The sequence below is a fragment of the Paenibacillus sp. FSL M8-0228 genome (genome assembly GCF_038007385.1).
Taxonomy (GTDB): Bacteria; Bacillota; Bacilli; order Paenibacillales; family Paenibacillaceae; genus Paenibacillus; species Paenibacillus polymyxa_D.
In genome coordinates this window covers 2,406,938-2,424,525 of the sequence record NZ_JBBOXA010000001.1, presented here as the reverse complement: position 1 = coordinate 2,424,525, position 17,588 = coordinate 2,406,938, and the positions used below count along the sequence as shown (strand labels likewise).

General features: G+C 46.5%; 14 protein-coding genes. 3 read left to right on the top strand and 11 right to left on the bottom strand.

Annotation, left to right across the window (positions count from 1 at the left end):
• The first annotated feature begins 57 nt into the window (after positions 1 to 57).
• Entirely contained in the window at positions 58 to 210 is a 153-nt protein-coding gene (locus MKY98_RS11390; RefSeq protein WP_165147246.1) for a hypothetical protein, read from the top strand.
• On the top strand, positions 203 to 1,120 hold the full coding sequence (locus tag MKY98_RS11385) for a hypothetical protein (protein ID WP_029519144.1): 918 nt from the start codon (positions 203 to 205) through the stop codon (positions 1,118 to 1,120). The genes MKY98_RS11390 and MKY98_RS11385 overlap by 8 nt, the downstream gene beginning before the upstream one ends.
• 145 nt (positions 1,121 to 1,265) lie before the next feature.
• On the opposite strand, the gene MKY98_RS11380 is transcribed toward MKY98_RS11385, so the two are convergent.
• The 3 genes from MKY98_RS11380 to MKY98_RS11370 form a co-directional block, all read right to left on the bottom strand.
• On the bottom strand, positions 1,266 to 4,022 hold the full coding sequence (locus MKY98_RS11380; RefSeq protein WP_069010200.1) for a PHB depolymerase family esterase: 2,757 nt from the start codon (positions 4,020 to 4,022) through the stop codon (positions 1,266 to 1,268).
• Positions 4,023 to 4,217: 195 nt separating this feature from the next.
• Positions 4,218 to 5,348 (bottom strand): bifunctional cystathionine gamma-lyase/homocysteine desulfhydrase, encoded by a 1,131-nt coding sequence (locus tag MKY98_RS11375; protein ID WP_069010201.1) that lies wholly within the window; start codon positions 5,346 to 5,348, stop codon positions 4,218 to 4,220.
• A gap of 1 nt (position 5,349) precedes the next feature.
• Positions 5,350 to 6,273 (bottom strand): PLP-dependent cysteine synthase family protein, encoded by a 924-nt coding sequence (locus MKY98_RS11370; protein WP_029519141.1) that lies wholly within the window; start codon positions 6,271 to 6,273, stop codon positions 5,350 to 5,352.
• A 256-nt stretch (positions 6,274 to 6,529) separates the two neighbouring features.
• On the opposite strand from MKY98_RS11370, the gene MKY98_RS11365 reads away from it, so the two are divergent.
• On the top strand, positions 6,530 to 6,892 hold the full coding sequence (locus tag MKY98_RS11365) for a hypothetical protein (RefSeq protein ID WP_341010880.1): 363 nt from the start codon (positions 6,530 to 6,532) through the stop codon (positions 6,890 to 6,892).
• Between the two features lie 117 nt (positions 6,893 to 7,009).
• Here MKY98_RS11365 and MKY98_RS11360 read toward each other — a convergent pair whose 3' ends face one another.
• The 8 genes from MKY98_RS11360 to MKY98_RS11325 all read right to left on the bottom strand — a co-directional run bounded on the left by MKY98_RS11360 (position 7,010) and on the right by MKY98_RS11325 (position 17,556).
• Positions 7,010 to 7,309, bottom strand: a complete 300-nt coding sequence (locus MKY98_RS11360) for a DUF6509 family protein (protein WP_069010203.1) — start codon at positions 7,307 to 7,309, stop codon at positions 7,010 to 7,012.
• Positions 7,303 to 9,270 (bottom strand): ATP-dependent DNA helicase, encoded by a 1,968-nt coding sequence (locus tag MKY98_RS11355; RefSeq protein ID WP_069010204.1) that lies wholly within the window; start codon positions 9,268 to 9,270, stop codon positions 7,303 to 7,305. Before MKY98_RS11355 ends, MKY98_RS11360 begins: the two co-directional genes overlap by 7 nt.
• A gap of 358 nt (positions 9,271 to 9,628) precedes the next feature.
• Positions 9,629 to 10,348 (bottom strand): hypothetical protein, encoded by a 720-nt coding sequence (locus tag MKY98_RS11350; protein WP_029519137.1) that lies wholly within the window; start codon positions 10,346 to 10,348, stop codon positions 9,629 to 9,631.
• A 76-nt stretch (positions 10,349 to 10,424) separates the two neighbouring features.
• Positions 10,425 to 10,919 (bottom strand): RDD family protein, encoded by a 495-nt coding sequence (locus MKY98_RS11345; RefSeq protein ID WP_029519136.1) that lies wholly within the window; start codon positions 10,917 to 10,919, stop codon positions 10,425 to 10,427.
• A gap of 399 nt (positions 10,920 to 11,318) precedes the next feature.
• Positions 11,319 to 12,455: a glycoside hydrolase family 88 protein gene (locus MKY98_RS11340; protein ID WP_069010205.1), complete on the bottom strand. Its 1,137-nt coding sequence runs from the start codon at positions 12,453 to 12,455 to the stop codon at positions 11,319 to 11,321.
• A 56-nt stretch (positions 12,456 to 12,511) separates the two neighbouring features.
• The gene (locus MKY98_RS11335; protein ID WP_069010206.1) at positions 12,512 to 14,422 is read right to left on the bottom strand and encodes a glycosyl hydrolase; all 1,911 of its coding nucleotides are present in this window, start codon (positions 14,420 to 14,422) and stop codon (positions 12,512 to 12,514) included.
• Between the two features lie 28 nt (positions 14,423 to 14,450).
• Positions 14,451 to 16,355 (bottom strand): heparinase II/III domain-containing protein, encoded by a 1,905-nt coding sequence (locus MKY98_RS11330; protein ID WP_029519133.1) that lies wholly within the window; start codon positions 16,353 to 16,355, stop codon positions 14,451 to 14,453.
• A 208-nt stretch (positions 16,356 to 16,563) separates the two neighbouring features.
• The gene (locus MKY98_RS11325) at positions 16,564 to 17,556 is read right to left on the bottom strand and encodes a cation diffusion facilitator family transporter (protein WP_029519132.1); all 993 of its coding nucleotides are present in this window, start codon (positions 17,554 to 17,556) and stop codon (positions 16,564 to 16,566) included.
• Positions 17,557 to 17,588: the final 32 nt, after the last annotated feature.

Sequence of the window (17,588 nt, the reverse complement as noted above, 5' to 3'; positions counted from 1 at the left end):
AAACCCGCCCATGTAAAATATTGAAGTAAAAATCCAAGTAGAAAGAGGAAATACACTATGATCTCATACGGATGTCTGGCGATTATGTTTCTTTTTGTCGCCATCAAATCACTAATTTACTATATACATAAAAAACGCGCCCCGTCGATTACACAAATCGACACCGAGCTTCTAGCGCTGCTGAACCGGAGAAGTGAGCACAATGAATAGTTCCAAACAAGCTGTACAATTTCGCCCATTTACCCGCACAGAGTACGCCTTCCAAAAGCTAAGAGTCTGCAAGCGTTGTGGACAATTTACCGCCCTTTGGGAAGAAGAGTGCACATCATGTGGTCGGGATACACTAGTCCCTGTAGAGCAATATGCCAGACTCAGAGCCAAACGTTATTTTCGTAAAGACCTTGTCGTTAGTGTCATATTGCTGGCCGCTACTGTCTTTTTCGGCCACTCGCCGCAACAAATGCTTCTGTGCGGTATCGTCGGTGCGCTTCTTCTGCTGCCCTTGGTGCTTCTACAGCAGGGTATTTATCCTTATGAACGGCGTAGGCAGCTTATACGTCTGTTCAGAGGCCGTATAGGGCAGATCCAGGAAGGACTAAACGTTAATCATAAAAACGCAGTTGCCCTGCGGCAGCTTAGTGAGCGTGTCTCCTATGAAATGCTGCGTGAGATGGCTGTACTCCTTCACAATGATCGGATAAGGCTCCAGCAGGTCGCTCTGCTGCAATCTTTTGTTCTCCGCAAAGACATGGAATTAACGCTCGATCCTCTCCTGATCAAGAGCTTTGAGCCGCTTATGGTCAGATATATCGGAGAGATTGCCAGACTCAATCGTGAGCTGATCAAGGACCGGACATTCCGATACGTAGTCTTTTATGAGCGCCGTATTCTGGAATTGGCAGGGGGCGAAGATATTCTCGTCCGCGTAGCCAGTGCAGCTGTCCGTAAAAAGCGCTACGTAGTCACCCATGCCGCTTTCATTTCCAGATATGTGCGCAAACTGCCAAAGGAACGAGTCCAGCGTTTATATCATATCATTCAAGAGAATCCGTTAGAACCCTTTGGAGATTTGGCCGATGAAGTAAAGATCATGTACCTGATGGAGCAATATAAAAGCTAAGCTGCCATAATGCCCTTCTTTATATGACGTCATCCCGATCACAAATCACTGCAATGAACCAGCAAAAAACCGTCAGGATCGCCAATGTGCCTCCAGACGGTTTTTTAAATTATGGATTATTATAACATTGTTACTTTTTTATTGGCTATTGGCCTTGCAGTTTTTGCTGCGTATGTCTAATAGAAGTAAAGTTAAAAGCACGCACTCCCTGGCTATCATACACAATAATCTCTTTATTCAAATACGGGTGTAGACCATTAAAGTATCCGGGCATAATCAGTCTGCGCATAAATAGGTTTTTACCCAGCATACGGGGAGAATTGGTCGCTACGACAAGCATTTGCTGGGTTGCAGACCATGGGCTAGGTTGAATATATGACAGGCAATACTCGCCAGCCATAAAATCGCCGCCCAATGTATACCCTTCCTCCGTACATGTAATTTGCAGATCGGCTTGGTGCTTCTGAAGCAGCTCATGTCTGGACAGGCCCGAAGTGACACAAATCACGTTGCTATCAGCCAGTGCTTCCTCCGTAATATCATTGGAAGACACCACCGGATAATGAACACCGATATACGGATTCCAAGTCGCTGTTCGTGGGCTAGCTAAAGCGTTCGCCGTCCGTCTCACCGCCTGCTCTTCCTCCGGTGTAGCGTAGCTGGACGGAAGGACAATGTGAAGACGATCCATATAAACGTCAAGCACACCCATACCATGGCTCAAAACGTTTCTTCCCACGCTTTTCGAATCCACCATTTTCTTTTTGGCATCCGATTCTTTTGTAAAGCATCCACTGCTTTCTTCCTCCCGTTCGGCAATCAAACGGTATTCAGGGGAGGGACGTTTATGTGACTGTGTCTTAACAAAGCGAAAGCGACTGTATTCCCGCAAATCCAACACGAAAATACGGGCTCCGATACGAACTTGGGCCAATTCCAAGGGCATGACCTCTTGAGAAAGATGAATGATAAATTCTTCGGCGTGAACTGCCTCGATATCTAACTCACCTGTGGCACTCATTTCACCGTACAACTCGGCATATTCCTCATTTACATCCATTCGCGTCAGTTCCAGCCAGTAAGCCCGGTTATGTCTGCCCCGTTCCGTCCGGTAGGCGATACGCTGAGGTACGACATCTCTTTTCCATTGCATAAGCCAGCCTAGTACACCGTCCAGAAGTCTCAGCTCATGCGTGTCCCAGTGATTAGAATGACGTTCTACGACACCTTTAAAATGATCAGATGGAAGCGCTGTTACAGGGGCTGTAAATGCTTGTGCAAATAAGTAATCCTGATCTCCACATACATTTAATATTGGCATATTCAACAGATTTATCAGATGCTTGGGATGTGGCGCTCCAGAGATAACCGCAATAGCCGCAAAACGAGAAGGATAAGCCTGTGCCATCGCCCAAGCAGCATATGCTCCGTTCGAATAACCCGTCAGATAGACCCGATCTTCGTCCACTCGATACGCTTGCAGTATGACATCCAGCCCCTCCAAAAAAGCAGCTTCTCCAATATAACTACCCAACGTTACACCACGGCACGAAAAAGTAACGAATATAGCTTCCTCTTCCCAGCCTCGCCCAAAACCTCGATTCTGAAAATCCGGCAAACCCAGCTCATATCGCTTGCCTGGCATCAGAACGATCAGAGGATACTGTCGGTCAGCCGAATAGCTTCTGGGAAGCTGAATGGTATAGCGTTGCAAACTATTGTCCAAACGGGAGACAAAAAATCCTTCCCCAATTCCGTCATTACACAAAAAGATGTGTTCTTCTTGAAGTAAGGATGGGGAATGTGACTGCTCGGTATGTCCATTTGTGAAGATCTGTTTTAATAGCTTGATATATTCACGCACAATCCGGTAATCCCAGATTTCAAAAGGATCTTCCGGCAAATCCGTTAACCTTTTTAATTCTTCAAGCAGGCCCTCTATTTGTATTTTCTGCGCAGAATGAAGAATATCTATAGCGCGGGCTTGAATGTATTGGTCATACTCTTTCTGCAAGCCCTCCACGACGACTGACAAAGGCCGCACAAGTACCGAATACACAAAATGATGCTCCACAGCCTCATGATCCTGATATGTAACAGTGAAGTGCAGCATTCCCGTATTCCTGGCCTTTTCCTCATCCCAGTCATAGCTTTGCTCCTGCTCCCAATGTGCTGGAAAGCGATCCAGCTTCATGCCCTCATCATCCGTTACCTCGACCCATAACGTTTGATCTAAGGGAAGATCTATCCGATCCTTACGCAGTAAATAAAATAAGATCGGGCTGTCTTCGCCCTCCCTGCCAGCACTTTCTTCAACCTCTAGCCATGCCATATGAAAACGTATATTACGCTCTACAAATTCTCGATGCAGTTCTGTCACATCTGATTCGTCGCATACCTGATTTCCACTGATACGAATAGAGCGGGCCTCCTCGGGAATAAACGCAGCAATGATAACTACCGTGTGATCGCCTTCCTCCAGATACAAGCGAAAAGGACCGGATTCCGCATATACCAGTGTGCCATCTATCCATATTTGTCCCGTTCCTTCAAAGGGTCTGAAAATCACTTCCTGTGCAGCCATACAACGAAGATTTGAAACCAGCAAAAGCCTTTCTTGTTCGGCCAAAGGCGGAAAAACACCTAGATTCAGCTCCGCAGTCCGAGGGTCCAGCTCGGTCAATAATCGGCACGCTGCCTTTCCTCCGGCTGAAAGCTCTACTCCTTCTTCACCACAAGCCTTTTCCAAATTCCAATCCTCATGGGCAAAATAACTTGACCATTCCCTGCCCACACCGCAATTTTCCGGAAGCTCGACTGGACCGACTGCATAAGCAGACGCCAGACGTACCGGATGATCCGACAGCACAGTAGTTGCTTTTTCCAGATGTGTGAACCTCATAACATTCCCCCTCCAGGTTTTTGTTTCCTCAGAGACGTAGTCGCGGTTATATTCCGTTTAACATTCAATTGAACTATATAAAACTATTCGTTATTACCTCTACGTACTCCTCTGTGCTTTTCAAAAAAGAAGCTATTCTCACAACAAAAAAAGAGGCAGCTTCTGCCACCTCTCTTGAACATTACACTTATTTTCTTACAATGCTGCCTGCAAGTCTTCAATCAAATCTTCCAGATCTTCAATCCCAACCGAAATCCGCACCAAACCTTCGGTAATGCCTAACTCTGCACGACGTTCTACCGGAATAGAGGCGTGCGTCATACGTGCAGGAACGCTAATCAGACTTTCAACCGCTCCCAAGCTTTCAGCCAGTGTAAAATATTTCACCTTTTTCAGAAGTGCAACCGCGTTAGCGTCGCTACCTACATCAAAGGAAATGATGCCGCCAAAGCCTTGAGCCTGGATTTTGGACAGTTCGTGCTGCGCATGGCTTTCCAGTCCAGGATAGTACACTTTGCTAACCTTCGGATGTTTTTCCAAAAAGGCTGCAATTTCCTTCGCATTTTGCTCAATCGCTTCCATACGCAGACCCAATGTTTTAATACCGCGGATCAATAACCAAGAATCCTGCGGACCGAGAATAGCACCAATGGCGTTTTGCAGAAAATGGAGTTGTTCTCCCAGCTCGTCGCTGTTCACAACAGCCAGACCAGCTACAACATCGCTGTGGCCGCCCAAATATTTGGTAGCAGAGTGAATGACAATATCTGCCCCGAGTGTAATTGGCGTCTGCCAATAAGGGGTAGCAAATGTGTTGTCGACGATCAGTAAAAGATCATGTTTTTTTACAAGCTCCGAAACAGCGCGGATATCAGTAACCTTCAAAAGCGGGTTCGTTGGCGTTTCGACATACAATGCCTTCGTATTCGGACGAATTGCTTTGGAGATAGCTTCCAGGTCAGTCGTATCCACAAATGTGTACTCAATTCCGATACGGCTGAGCACTTTGCTTACAATGCGATAGGTGCCTCCGTATACATCATCGGTCAGCAAAATGTGATCCCCTGCATTAAACAGTGAAAATACCGCATGAATTGCAGCCATACCCGAACCGAAAGCAAAACCACGCTTTCCTTCCTCCAGATCCTTGATCAGCTCCTCCAAAGCAAACCGGGTCGGATTGCCTGTACGCGAATACTCGTATCCCTTATGGACGCCAATTTCCTCTTGCTCATAAGTGCTTACCTGATAAATAGGAACGTTAACCGCGCCTGTATGGGGATCGGTAGGAAGCCCGCCGTGAATCAGTTTTGTTTTGCGTTTCATTTTATATCCCGCCTTCATATATTTTTTTACTCAGATAACGTTCGCTGCTATCCGGGAAAATGGTAACAATATGTGCACCATCCGGTGCATTTTCTGCTTCCAGTAAAGCGGCATGTAAAGCAGACCCTGAAGAACTGCCAACGAGAAGACCCTCACGTGCAGCCAGTTCCTTGACACGGCCAAAAGCATCGACATCACTAATGGTGTGGATGGCATTAAAATATCCTTTATCCACAAATTCAGGAATTAATTCCATGCCAATTCCTTCCGTTTTATGTGGACCTGACTCGCCGCCATTCAAAATGGATCCTTCCGGCTCCACGATGACTGTTTTAAGGGCTGCATTTTGTTCCTTAAGATAACGCGAGGTTCCCATAAACGTTCCCCCCGAGCCTGCACCTGCCACAAATACGTCCACTTTGCCGTCCAGATCGTTCCATATTTCAGGTCCCATTGTCGTATAGTATGCCTCGGGATTATCCGGATTACTGAATTGCCGCGGCAAGTATGCATCTTTTATTTCAGCAGCCAATTCTTTTGTTTTTTCGATAGCTCCTTTCATCCCCTTACTCGTCGGGGTATGAACGATGCGTGCTCCCAATGCCTTCATCAGGTCCTGTTTCTCTTGGCTGAACTTCTCAGGCACAGCAAAAATAACCGAGATATTATAATGAAGTGCTGCCATCGCAAGACCAATACCTGCGTTGCCTGCTGTTGCTTCAATTAATGTCCCACCTGGCTTCAGCTGACCTGTTTTTAATGCTTTTTCAATAAGAGCCTTACCCACCCGATCCTTTACGCTGCCGCCGGGATTCATAAACTCCAGCTTCGCAAACAGGCGAATTCCTCTCGGTAGAGAATAGCTGTTCAGCTCCACTAATGGCGTACGTCCGATGAGTTCAAGGGTATTTTGATATACATTCATAATTTCAAGCTCCTTTTAATGGCGAATCCAAAATAAACCAATGGTCAAAAATTAACGCCTACTGTCGGAGAAGTTCGCTATCATCTCCAAGAAAACATAGTAATGCGGTAAGTATTGATGCAATAAGATTTTATGTGTATTTGAAGCTTTTGTCAAATGGACCAGTCACAATACCCACACCCCCTGCCTGCTTGCTCGATAGGATAGAGAAGATGTCACAAAATATTTCCCGTGCAACATAAGGAGGAGTTCATATATGGGAAAGCAATTTCTAAAGATAGCTGCCGTATATTTTGCCCTCAGTGAGCTGCTTAGTGCCATTATTGGCGTGTCGGGTGATTACAGTCTGTCCAATATTCAGTCTAATATCTATTTATTAGGTTGGACAACGCTTGGAATCATAGGTCTGATCTATGTGGCCTTTCCCGCACTTTCAGTTACTATTCTGGCACATATCCATTTTTGGATGCATAATATCGGTCTGCCCGTGTTGATATTGGCGCTTATAGGTCAAAATTACAAGGTTCCAGAGACTGAAGTTTGGATCGTCATAGGGTGGGTGTTACTCGCAGGGGGGATTATGCTGTTTATGGTGAATGTGTGGGACAGACTGCGCTAGAGCAGATAAGTTCTCTTCATTTGACCATAAAAAAAGGAGCCTGATCATGTCAGGACTCCTTGATATCTTCATCATATGTTAGCCATATACCAGCTGTACTAGCTAAGTGTCTTACTGTTACTTCACTATTTCATCCTGTACATGTTCTTTACAGAAGTTCTCAACAGCTTGCAGCTCATCCTCTTCAAGTTCAAGATCAATGTAACGATTCGTTACTTTTTCAATTAATTCATACTTCAGCAGTCCTGTCTTTTCTTCGTCTACTAAATAAAGACAACGGATATACAGTCCGTTTTCAGTGTATAGCTCGTCGTCCTCCTCTACCTCTACATCAATGATAAATTCATAACGCTGTCCAGTCAAAATACCAAAAGCATCTTTAATCTGATCTACGGTGTACGCTGTAAAGTTCAACATGTTTTTATTCCCTCCGGGTTTCCTTCAATTACGGTGCATTCTACGCCTGCAGGCAGTAGTTGTTCAACTTGTATACGTACTTCTTGGCGACTCAAATCCTGGCCCATGATGGATATCCAGCCCCGATCATTACGCGAGCGAATTAAACGCCCTATGCCTTGTCTAAGTCTAAGTGCCATGTGAGGCATATCTATCTGAATAAACGGATCTGCTGCATCCTTGCGCAGAGCCGTAAAAACCGGATCATTCGGAGGAAATGGCAGTGACCAGATAATGACGTGCGACAGAGAAGGTCCAGGAATATCCAATCCTTCCCATAATGTAACAGCGCACAACACACTTTCCTCATCATTCTGAAAAGCTGAGATCAGATGGCTGATTTCAGCCGAACCTTCGTACAGAAAACGATAGGCAGACGCCTCCGGGTAAGCAACGAGACCCGTCTGGAATGCAGCCAATTCCTCCTGTGAAGGAAACAGGATAAGCGCTCTTCCCTGCGATTTCTCCAGCAGTGCCAGCGCTCTCTGGATTGGATCATCCCCCGCTTGCAACGGGTACAGTGCAGCTTGCATCTGATCGCTGTAGTCATAAGGTGAAGCAACAGAGAACGTTAGCGGATTTTCAATACCGAGACTCTGCGCCATATAGTCAAAAGAGCTTTCTACGGAAAGCGTAGCTGAAGAGAATACGATCGGTATATGCTGCGCAAATACTCGCTCTTTGAGAATCTCTTTTACCATCTTCGGCATAACCACAAGCGTTAATCCATCCTGATCCTCCATCACCCACGAAATGAGAAGTTCAGGACGCTTAAACAAAGCCAACGCGGTTTGAATCATTTCCAAATGTTCTTCCACAATTTTGACTTGATACTCATCCAAAGAGAATAGTCCGCTTTCAAATACAAGCTCTTCCTCGATCATGCCGATCAGTTCTCCAAAGCGGTTTACCTCTCGAGTCAGTGACTCATTCAGGAAGAACTCCTTGCGATTAGAACCCTGGACAGGCTGACTGTTCTTATCTAGTGCAGCGAACAAAGCCTCACTTTGGGAGATTGCATCTTCAATCGTCATTGCCAGAGATTCTCGCACTTCTCCCTCCAGCAGTCGGGTAATTATAGACTCAAACTGAGCGTGCTTAAGCTTGTAAGTAAGCGCATTTTGTGCCGCTGTCTCCAGTAAATGCCCTTCGTCAAAAACAACAGAGCTGTGCTCCGGCAGCAACGGCAACTGACCCTCGCGCTTTCTCGCTTCGTAGGTCCATACATGCTCCATATAAAAATCATGAGAGCAGATGACCAGATCTGCCGCTTTGCGATAATGATCACGAGACAACGTCTGACCACAACGATGCCGCTGATGGCAAACGAGACAGTCTTGAAATACATCCCATCCGAGTCTGCTCCATTGTCCATCTGTTAGCTCAGGATATTCCTTTCGGTTCCCGTAAGGAGTGAAGGACTGTAACGTATCTGGAAAATGAACAAAATCCGGTAGATCCTGATAGATATCACGGAAAACATCTGCGTCCTCATCCAGTCCGCTTCGCACCTCATCCAGCTTATTCAGGCAAATATACTGATCTGGCGACTTCCCCAATCTGGCATCAATCGTCAGACTCAAATGCTGTGCCAGCTTGGCGATATCCCCTTCCGGCTTTACCAATTGTTCAATTAACGATTCATCTGCACAGGCGATAATCGCCGGTTTTCTCATGTATCGGGCATATGCAATAGCGTACAGCAGGTATACCAGCGTTTTACCAGTACCCACACCTGCTTCTGCAAAAATGGTCTTTTTTTCCTTATAGGCACGTTCTAGCTGGAATGCCATATAAATTTGTTCATCCCGAACCTCAAAGCCGACTTCAGGCAAAACTTCATAAAATACATCCGCAATCCAGTCACTTGCCTGCTCAATAAACGGCTTGGACGGATCAAAGGCAAAAGGGTAAGTAGTCAATCGGGCTGTGCCTCCAATTCGTTCATAATGTGCATCCTTTCATTATAACGCAAAACAAGCTAAAAAGAACATGAAAACTGTAAGAGCAGCTTATATTTTTTTTATGTCGGTATAAGATTCCCTTTAAAATAAAGGGGCATACTTTCGTCTCGGTGAGATGCTACGTTATATTAATATTTCATAAAGAAAGCTACATAGACATCTACGATGGAAATTTTTTGAGAAATGTCTGTTTTTTCCGTAATAGTAAATGAAGAAAATTATCATGACAAAATAAAAGAAACCAGCTAATGTATTACAAGCATTAGCTGGTTTCTTGTTGATTGATGAATATGCATTAAGCAGAAGCTCGTTCTCCTTAACTCATGTTTAAGATTCGCCAATTAGATCCAATTTTCCCCACGCTTATTAATACATGGTTTTGTTCTTCTCCATCTATATAAAGCTTAACTTCAAGCACCCTTATTTCTTGTATATTCATAGTCTGCTCTATAACATTTTTGTTCTTTTCACTATGACTCGATATTATTTGAGGCTTAGAGTACGTGCTACTCACCTTCATTTCCTTGATTTTCTTTAGGTCCATAGCAGCATTCGCTTCTCCCATAACGATACGTTTGCCCACCATATCCGGATTTGAGTTTAGGAACAGTAACATATAAAATTTCTCCCAATACTGTTCATATTCGATAAAGCTTTTTAAAAAGTTATGGCTTTCAAAGGAAGGAATGGGAGCACCTGCTTGAAGCTCATAGGTATGGAGCAAATTGAAATGATTATCTACTGTATTCGCACGATACTTTTCCACAATAGGAAAACATTTTAACGCACTGTCGAAGTTATGATCATTTACAGCTTCAAAAAAGGCTTCTACCACCAATTCGGGCGTGGAAAATTGCGCCTCAGTGGGTTGTGGCAGATCTGCCTGCAAGTTCTCCAAATAAGTGCTTCCAGGCTGCTCTTTTCTAGCATCTTCAGAGCTGATCTCTCCAGAATGTCCTTTATTCGTACAACCCGCAACCACTACGAACAGCAGCAGGACTACAACTGAACAAAATATCCATTTTCGTTGTCGCATGAATTCATGTTCCCCCATTATTTTGAAAATCAAAGACTACTAAGCTTTCCTTAATAATCGGTGATCTCCTCCGTACTTACAGAAAAGACGATTGCTGATTGTATCGCTGCAACTCTTTTTTATGTACAACAAAGGTATTGGTACAAAGATCGTGGACTCCCTGTTTCTTCGCAGTAAAAGCGACCACAATATATATAAGACGTAAAATCACAAAAGAAACGGCTTTAATCCAATAACGTCCTGAGGCATGCAAGAATCCAAGACGCTTTCCTTCCTTGTCTACAACAATTAAAGAGAACACAAGCTTACCCGGTGTTGCTCTTACCTTCGATGATTCCCATAACACACAGTAAAGCCATGGTACTACGAGCCATAAGATCAGCGGCCAAACCATAAGCAGCACTTGTATGAAACCCGTCTCCTTTATACCCAGAAGATCTGGGATAATGTTAATTGCTCCCCCTACTAAAAGGACTATGCCAGTAAGGATGATCAAATCAATCAAAAACGCGGCTGTTCTTATCCAGAATCCTCCGTACATCCGTCTTTCAGTATCACTTGTTCCTGTCATGATATGTATAACTCCTTTTGAAATGATATTTAAAATCCAGTTTATTCCTTTACACAAGATGATATCATACGGTTACCTACCTATATTGTCAATTTACGAATAAATACTCTTAAACAAGTAAAAGGACCTATTTCCATGCATCAAAATGAAAATTTTATAGGAATTAAGAGCTTTATATACAATGATTTTTCTTTGATTGGGTACAAAATAAGCGCAGCTACAATCTCTTCCCCCTCTATAAGTAGTACTTTGGCATCGAATTAAATAAAGTCTTTTTTTGTGCATAAAAAAACAGCGCATATGTAAATGAGATTACATACACGCTGCCTCACTATTACTCTGTGGATTTGACAAGCAACAGCTCAGCTCGAATGAGCTTGTTCCCGACCATCTTACTCACTATATTTTTTTGCATTCAACACTAAACAAACCTTCTTCACCGCGCAGCTTTGCCAATGCCTCGACAAAGAAATAATCGCCATAGATAATGGGAACGTTGATGTATTTTTGCTCAGGATAATGTACAGTCCCATTCATCAGCAATCCCTCATGCTCCTCGCCCCACGCCGTACACGTATGATGCAAGCCCTTGAGTATAGATTCTGCAGCTTCTGTAAAATGCTCCGCACGTGTCGAATATTTTGCCAGCTCTAGCAAACCACTGGCTGCAATCGCCGCAGCCGATGAATCCCATGCCCCTCGGTGCTCTTCTTCTGCTCTAAAATCCCACACAGGCAGGCAAGCATCGCTCAGTTGGGACAGGAAAAAATCAGCCGTGTTCTCGGCCACCTTCAAATAACGCGAATCGCGCGTGTACCCATACGAAAGCGTAAAACCATACAATGCCCAAGCCGTGCCACGTGCCCAAGCAGAACCGGGAGCAAATCCCTGTCCACCATGCTCGGCGACCTTTTTTCCAATCTCCGGATCGAATTCGACCACATGTGCGATAGAACCGTCCGAGCGGACAAATTCACGTGCTACGGTATCTGCATGCTGCACAGCGAGAGCGGCAAAACGCGGATCTCTGCTTACCTCCGAAGCCCAATAAAGCAAGGGCAGATTCATCATACTATCTATAATCGCAACGCCCCGTGTATCCATGTCCTTCGAGGAGAAGTTCCATGCGCGAATAAAACGGCCATTCACGTTAAAACGGGCAACCAGCAGATTGGCAGCCAACAACCCTCGCCTTCTGGACTCTGAATCTCCGGTCAGCCGATGGGCGGCTACACCGCTGAGCAGCCAAATAAAGCCAAGATCATGGTCTACAGCTTCGCTATTATAGAGTATTTTTTCCAAACGACCCTCGCACCGCTGTGCAATCCCGGCAGCCACACTGTCAGGACGCGCCCGATTGGTCAGCCACAGTAGCCCCGGATAAAAGCCTGCTGTCCACCACGCTTCTTCACGATTATCATAACGTCCACCCTCAGCAACATGTGGAAAAGCGTCCCCCAGTCTTGCCGCTAAGGCAAGGGTCTTATCCAAAGCCAGATCCCACGATTGCTCCAGCCACGCTTCTGCTTTCGTCATTTCTTTTCCCTCTCCTTTTTCCACATGTTAAACCATATTCATGGCTCCAGCTCTAACTATTCAGGTAACCGAATGATAAAGGAAATGCGGTTGCCTTCATATTCCAGACGCGCTCCCTTAAGTAAACCATTCCGACAGGCTACTGAAGCTAATTCTTCCGGCCATACCACGTTCGTTCCTTCCGTCGTCGGGATAACTTCGAGGCTTGCGCCTGCGTATTCTACTCGAATGCTTTCCGTTTCTTTCCCGGCTGACATGACATGATGAATTACGCTGCGCTCCCGACCGTCATATGCCATTAAGGGAATAAGTGCCCCTACATTCTGAATATTGCCTTGAATCTCATACGCCACTTCAATTTTGCCAGGTACCTGACGATAATGCGTTCGGATTTCCCTCACTCCCGGGAATGGACCTTCCCACAAGAGAGTGAAATCCGTTGCTCCGTCAGACGCTGAGCTTTGTTCCAGCTGTACGGTTCCTCCGCCATCCTGCGGGTCAATCCCTCCATCCCGGTCGAACTCCAACGTACCGGGAATGCCTTCCGACAAGCTGTGCCACTTTCCGTCCTCCGTTTGCCAGGCCGGGGTATAGCTCAGCGGGAAAATATCTCCCTCCGCGAAGCCTGTAAAGCCGCGGTCTGCATGACCTGCTGAGGACGGACCGATCAGCGACGGCAGCGCAGACTGCTGAATACGCACGATGCCCGGAACATTATACGGGTCGTTGACCGATGTTTGCACAAGCATTTGCTGCCCCTCTACGGCTGCAATGACAGTCTGGAACCAGCCATCCGTTGCCAACACCCGGCTGCCGATTTCCGCCGGGATGAAGGTTGGAGAAATGCGATCCATCTCCTCCCCATATAGAAGGGTGTGGGCCAGCACAGCCGCCGTCCACAGACTGTAGCAGGTATGATTTGAATACACCTCAAAGCCATGCCGTGCCTCGGACGAATAATGGTTGCGGACGATATGCAGCTTGCCGTCATCGGTCTGCCAACGGCTAATTGCTTGCCAGCATAGATCTGCTGCCCGTCGGAACGCACCTGCAAGCCCATGCTCTCCTGCCGTAATAGCCTGCTGAGCATGTGTTGTAAAGACAAAGGCAGCAGCCGCTTCGTTCCACTGATGCTGCGCGCTTCTTCCACGCGGCGGAATTTCCCCGTGCGGGGATAGCGCCAGTAATGTGCTGAGCGCCCCCCTGCGAAGGTGGTCACGCAGTTCGAGTGCGCAGCTGCCATCATATCCATTCTCCAGCATCACGCCCAGATGGAAGCGTGTAACGATATCGTAGGCAAATGGGCTATTGGGCCGATCCAGCGGTCCATCCTGATACAGGCCCAAACCGGTAAAACGAGGCAAATGGTAGCTTCGGATATACTTCTCCATCCATTCCGAATCGGCTGCAATTCCTTCCGCTGCACGCAAAAACTCGCCGGAAATCATAATTGCATTCCAGTTGATCATCCGGTTCGGGTTTTTCATTTTGCTCATCGTAAAAATGTAGGTCTGCTCCGGCTGAATTCTGCTCAGTTGTTGCTTCCATGCCGTGGCTTGTTCTGGCAGCAAATTTTTAAGGAGCCGATACGCTCCCATCATCATAATTGGAAAAAAGTCTGGGTGGTGATCGGGCGCTTTTTCCTCCACTACACAAGCTATGCTATGCGTCAAGGCCGCAGCAGCAGATTCCAGTAAATCATGCCGGCCTTCTTTGACCAATACCGCCGCAGCGAACGCATAGGACGGGGTGGAGTAGTACCGTTCACTTTCAGAATGGAGGTCAATGATAGCTCCAGATTCATCCTGATGCAGGGCATATGCGCGAACCAGCTTTTCCAGCACGGCCAGCTTATGTTGGTGAGTCCATCCGTCATTCACTTGGTTCGGTGCGCTTTCCACCTGTTCTATAAATCTCTCCAGTTCCGTCTGCCAAGGGTACGCGCTGCCTGTCTGCAGCTTATTCATCCTGTCTGCCTCCCATTCAAAATGAAAATTAATGTATGGTAAAAAACAGATTGCAATCTACGCTTGCAGAACCGTTCCAGTGATTGGAGCCCAGCTGCAGCGATGTTTTATAAAACACAAAGGGAACTCCGTCATGATCTATGTGCTTCACAGCCTCCACCCCCGCCCGCAGCACGCTGGCATCATAATCTAGCCTGACGACCGCGCTCGTTCCCTTCCATTCCACGAAGTTTGCTCCCAGATTAGGCTGAATGCGGCTGATGAAAAGCTCCTCCACATCCCATGACTTCATGCTAACGCCAGACGTTTCAAACTCAAAATGATCTGTGACGGTAAGCCTTGCTCCCTTGCTTCCCTCCAGCACAGTCCATGTGAAGGAGCGGGTGAAGACTGCCAATTCTTCTACGGGATAAGCAGATGTCAAATCAAGCTTAAGTCTTGTGCCTGGCTGTACCTCCTCCTGCTCATCCAAAGCAATATCCAGTACAACCGCCTTTGCCTTTGCGCCCGATTGCTGCATAGTCCCATTGATGACAGGCACGGAGTGACCTCCGGAGGAGATATTGATAATCGACTCTCTTCCCGGTGAAAAATAGGCCTTCGTGTATAAGCCTGCTCCCAGATCACACAATAGATTTTCGCCACCACCATGAAGGATGAAGTGTCCAAGATCGTTATGATTGTGCGGTTCATTGTTATGCCCAGCCTTCGCTGAAAATGCAAGCATGATACCTGATTCACCCTTTTGGCTTCCATATCCACTATGGCTGGAACTGCGGCTGCGGCACATCAGCCAACCAAGTTGCGGCAAATAATTGGCAACGGTCTCACCGCTCCCAAATGCCAAAGGATTCGTCCAGACCAGATTACGCAATACATGAGCCCAGCGGCGACAGGGGTCTTCCAACAGACCAGGTACGCAGAAAGGGAGTGTAGATGGTCGTTCTTGCAATGAATTCAAATGAGAGATGAGTCCGGAAGGCAAACGTTCCGTTTCACTACTGTCCGAATAATTAGCAAAAATGCCATCCGACAGATGAACCCGCTCTGCAAAGGCTGCGATTTGCCTAATCTTTTCCGAGTTCAGAATATCCACTGCTCCTTCGGTAAACTCACGCAGCATATCGGCAAAATAAATGAAATAACCAAAGCCGTACACCCAGTATCCTACGCCTTCGGGGCATCCCCCGTCCTCACTGTAGCCTGCCAAAAAACAATCCAGTGCGCCCAGCATGCTCTCGATGGCTACCGCTCTGGAAAAGTCATCTTCTACCAGCAGCAATGCTGCAATTCCACAACCCGAAGCACATACTGCCGACCAGTTATGATCTGCGGTTTCCCATCCAAAATGACGAGGCTGCCAAAAAACGGGTTCCAGTACACGACGTTCGATCTCTTCGTGCACCTGAGCGACCACATGGCTAGCCAGTTGTTCTCCTAGCAGCAATAAAATTTCAACCAGCATTTGTGCTGTTTCGGACGTGAATAAATCCACCTGCTGCCAAGGCGGTGTTACTGTGTCCTCTTCATTGACATGTGCAGGAAGCGCCCAGGTGTACTCGCTGCATATGTCCAGCAGACCGCTTTCCACCGCTTTTATCTTTCGAGGCTCCGGCTTGACAACCGCTTCCAGCACTATAGCAACCAGTCGTCCACGCCGTCCAAAGTACACATCCTCATACGGTTTGCGCTCCCCTGTATTAGCAAATTCCCGAAACAGAGACAACGGCAGTTCAGGCCATGATGTTTCCCGATTATCTTTACAGGCACGCTCAATATCCTTCCAAAACTCGGCGTATATCGGCTCAGAGACAGTCGTCCGCAGCCTTTTTGTCCAATTACTCCTTAACCGTTGCCTTGCTGAATCCTGCATACTACCAGCCAGCGCCTTAACGAGCCGCGAAGCAGGCCAAGCCTCCCTCAGAAGACTCATTTGCCTTTCCTCCCCATGAGAAGCATTCGTTTCACCCTCTTTTTTGTTAACGCTTTCATTGTATCTAACAATCATCCTAAATTCAAAGGGGTAGAAAAACAATACCGCAAAACACAAAAGAACCTCCACGCCACGTTGCTGTAGTCATGGAAGTTCTTGTTCTACTCTTTTGCCAGACTGAGTCCAGATTGGCCTGGATTTATCGTTTCTAGACCTTTGGCTTTTCTGGTTTCCAGTTTTTAATTCCGTCATCCTCCAGAATACCCAGTGCTGCATCTGAGATATTAGGATCACGTAGCAAAGCGTCCTCGACTCTAAATTTAATATCGTCAGCATCTGCCAGCGTCATGCCCGGTGTAAGCTCAATCAACCCTTCCACGTGATAGTAGCGTCCTTCCTGCAAAATACGCATTTGATAAATATCCGTAACATGTGTGTCTGCTAGAATAATGGAAGCCACACGTTCTTCGATATCAGGAGGAGCAGATACACCGATCAAACCTACCATGTTGTCGTAACCGACCCGGAAAGCAACACCGACCATCAGACAACCGATGAGAATACTTGAAATACCGTCCAACAGTTTAAAATCGGTCAGCGATGTGACCACCACTGCTAGCAGGGCGAGTACTCCCCCCGTTGTTGCTACCAAATCTTCATAAAATACCAGACGGGTTGGCGGTGCAGCACGCCCCACGTGGCGGAACGCAGTGGTGAAAATGCTTAGCCCCTTCGCTTCTACTCTGGATTCATGCAGCACTTCTTTCATCGCTTTGCTCCATACAAATCCGTCCACCACTAGTGACAAAATCAGCACTACTACATTAATCCAAAATCCATGTGTAGATTCAGCCGGATGCTGAAGCAAATGAATGCCTTCCAATGCGGTTTCATAGGCCATGATCGTTACGACAATAACAGCAACCATACAGAACAGGTTAATCACCCGTCCAAAGCCGGTAGGAAAGCGTTTTGTCGGTTTTTTCTCTGCTAGTACACTGCCCGCGAACACAAACATTTGATTCACTGCATCCGCAATGGAATGCATCATCGTAGCAAACATAGAACCACTACCTGTCAAGGCAAAAGCAATCCCCTTAATCAAGGCAATGCCAGTATTACCTAACGCCGCCGAGCCCGAAGATTTGTTTCCTTTTTTGACCATACTCCAAAAGGAGTCCTCTTTCTGTTTCACTTCCATCTTGTAGCTCCTCCTGAGGTATACATAATCTG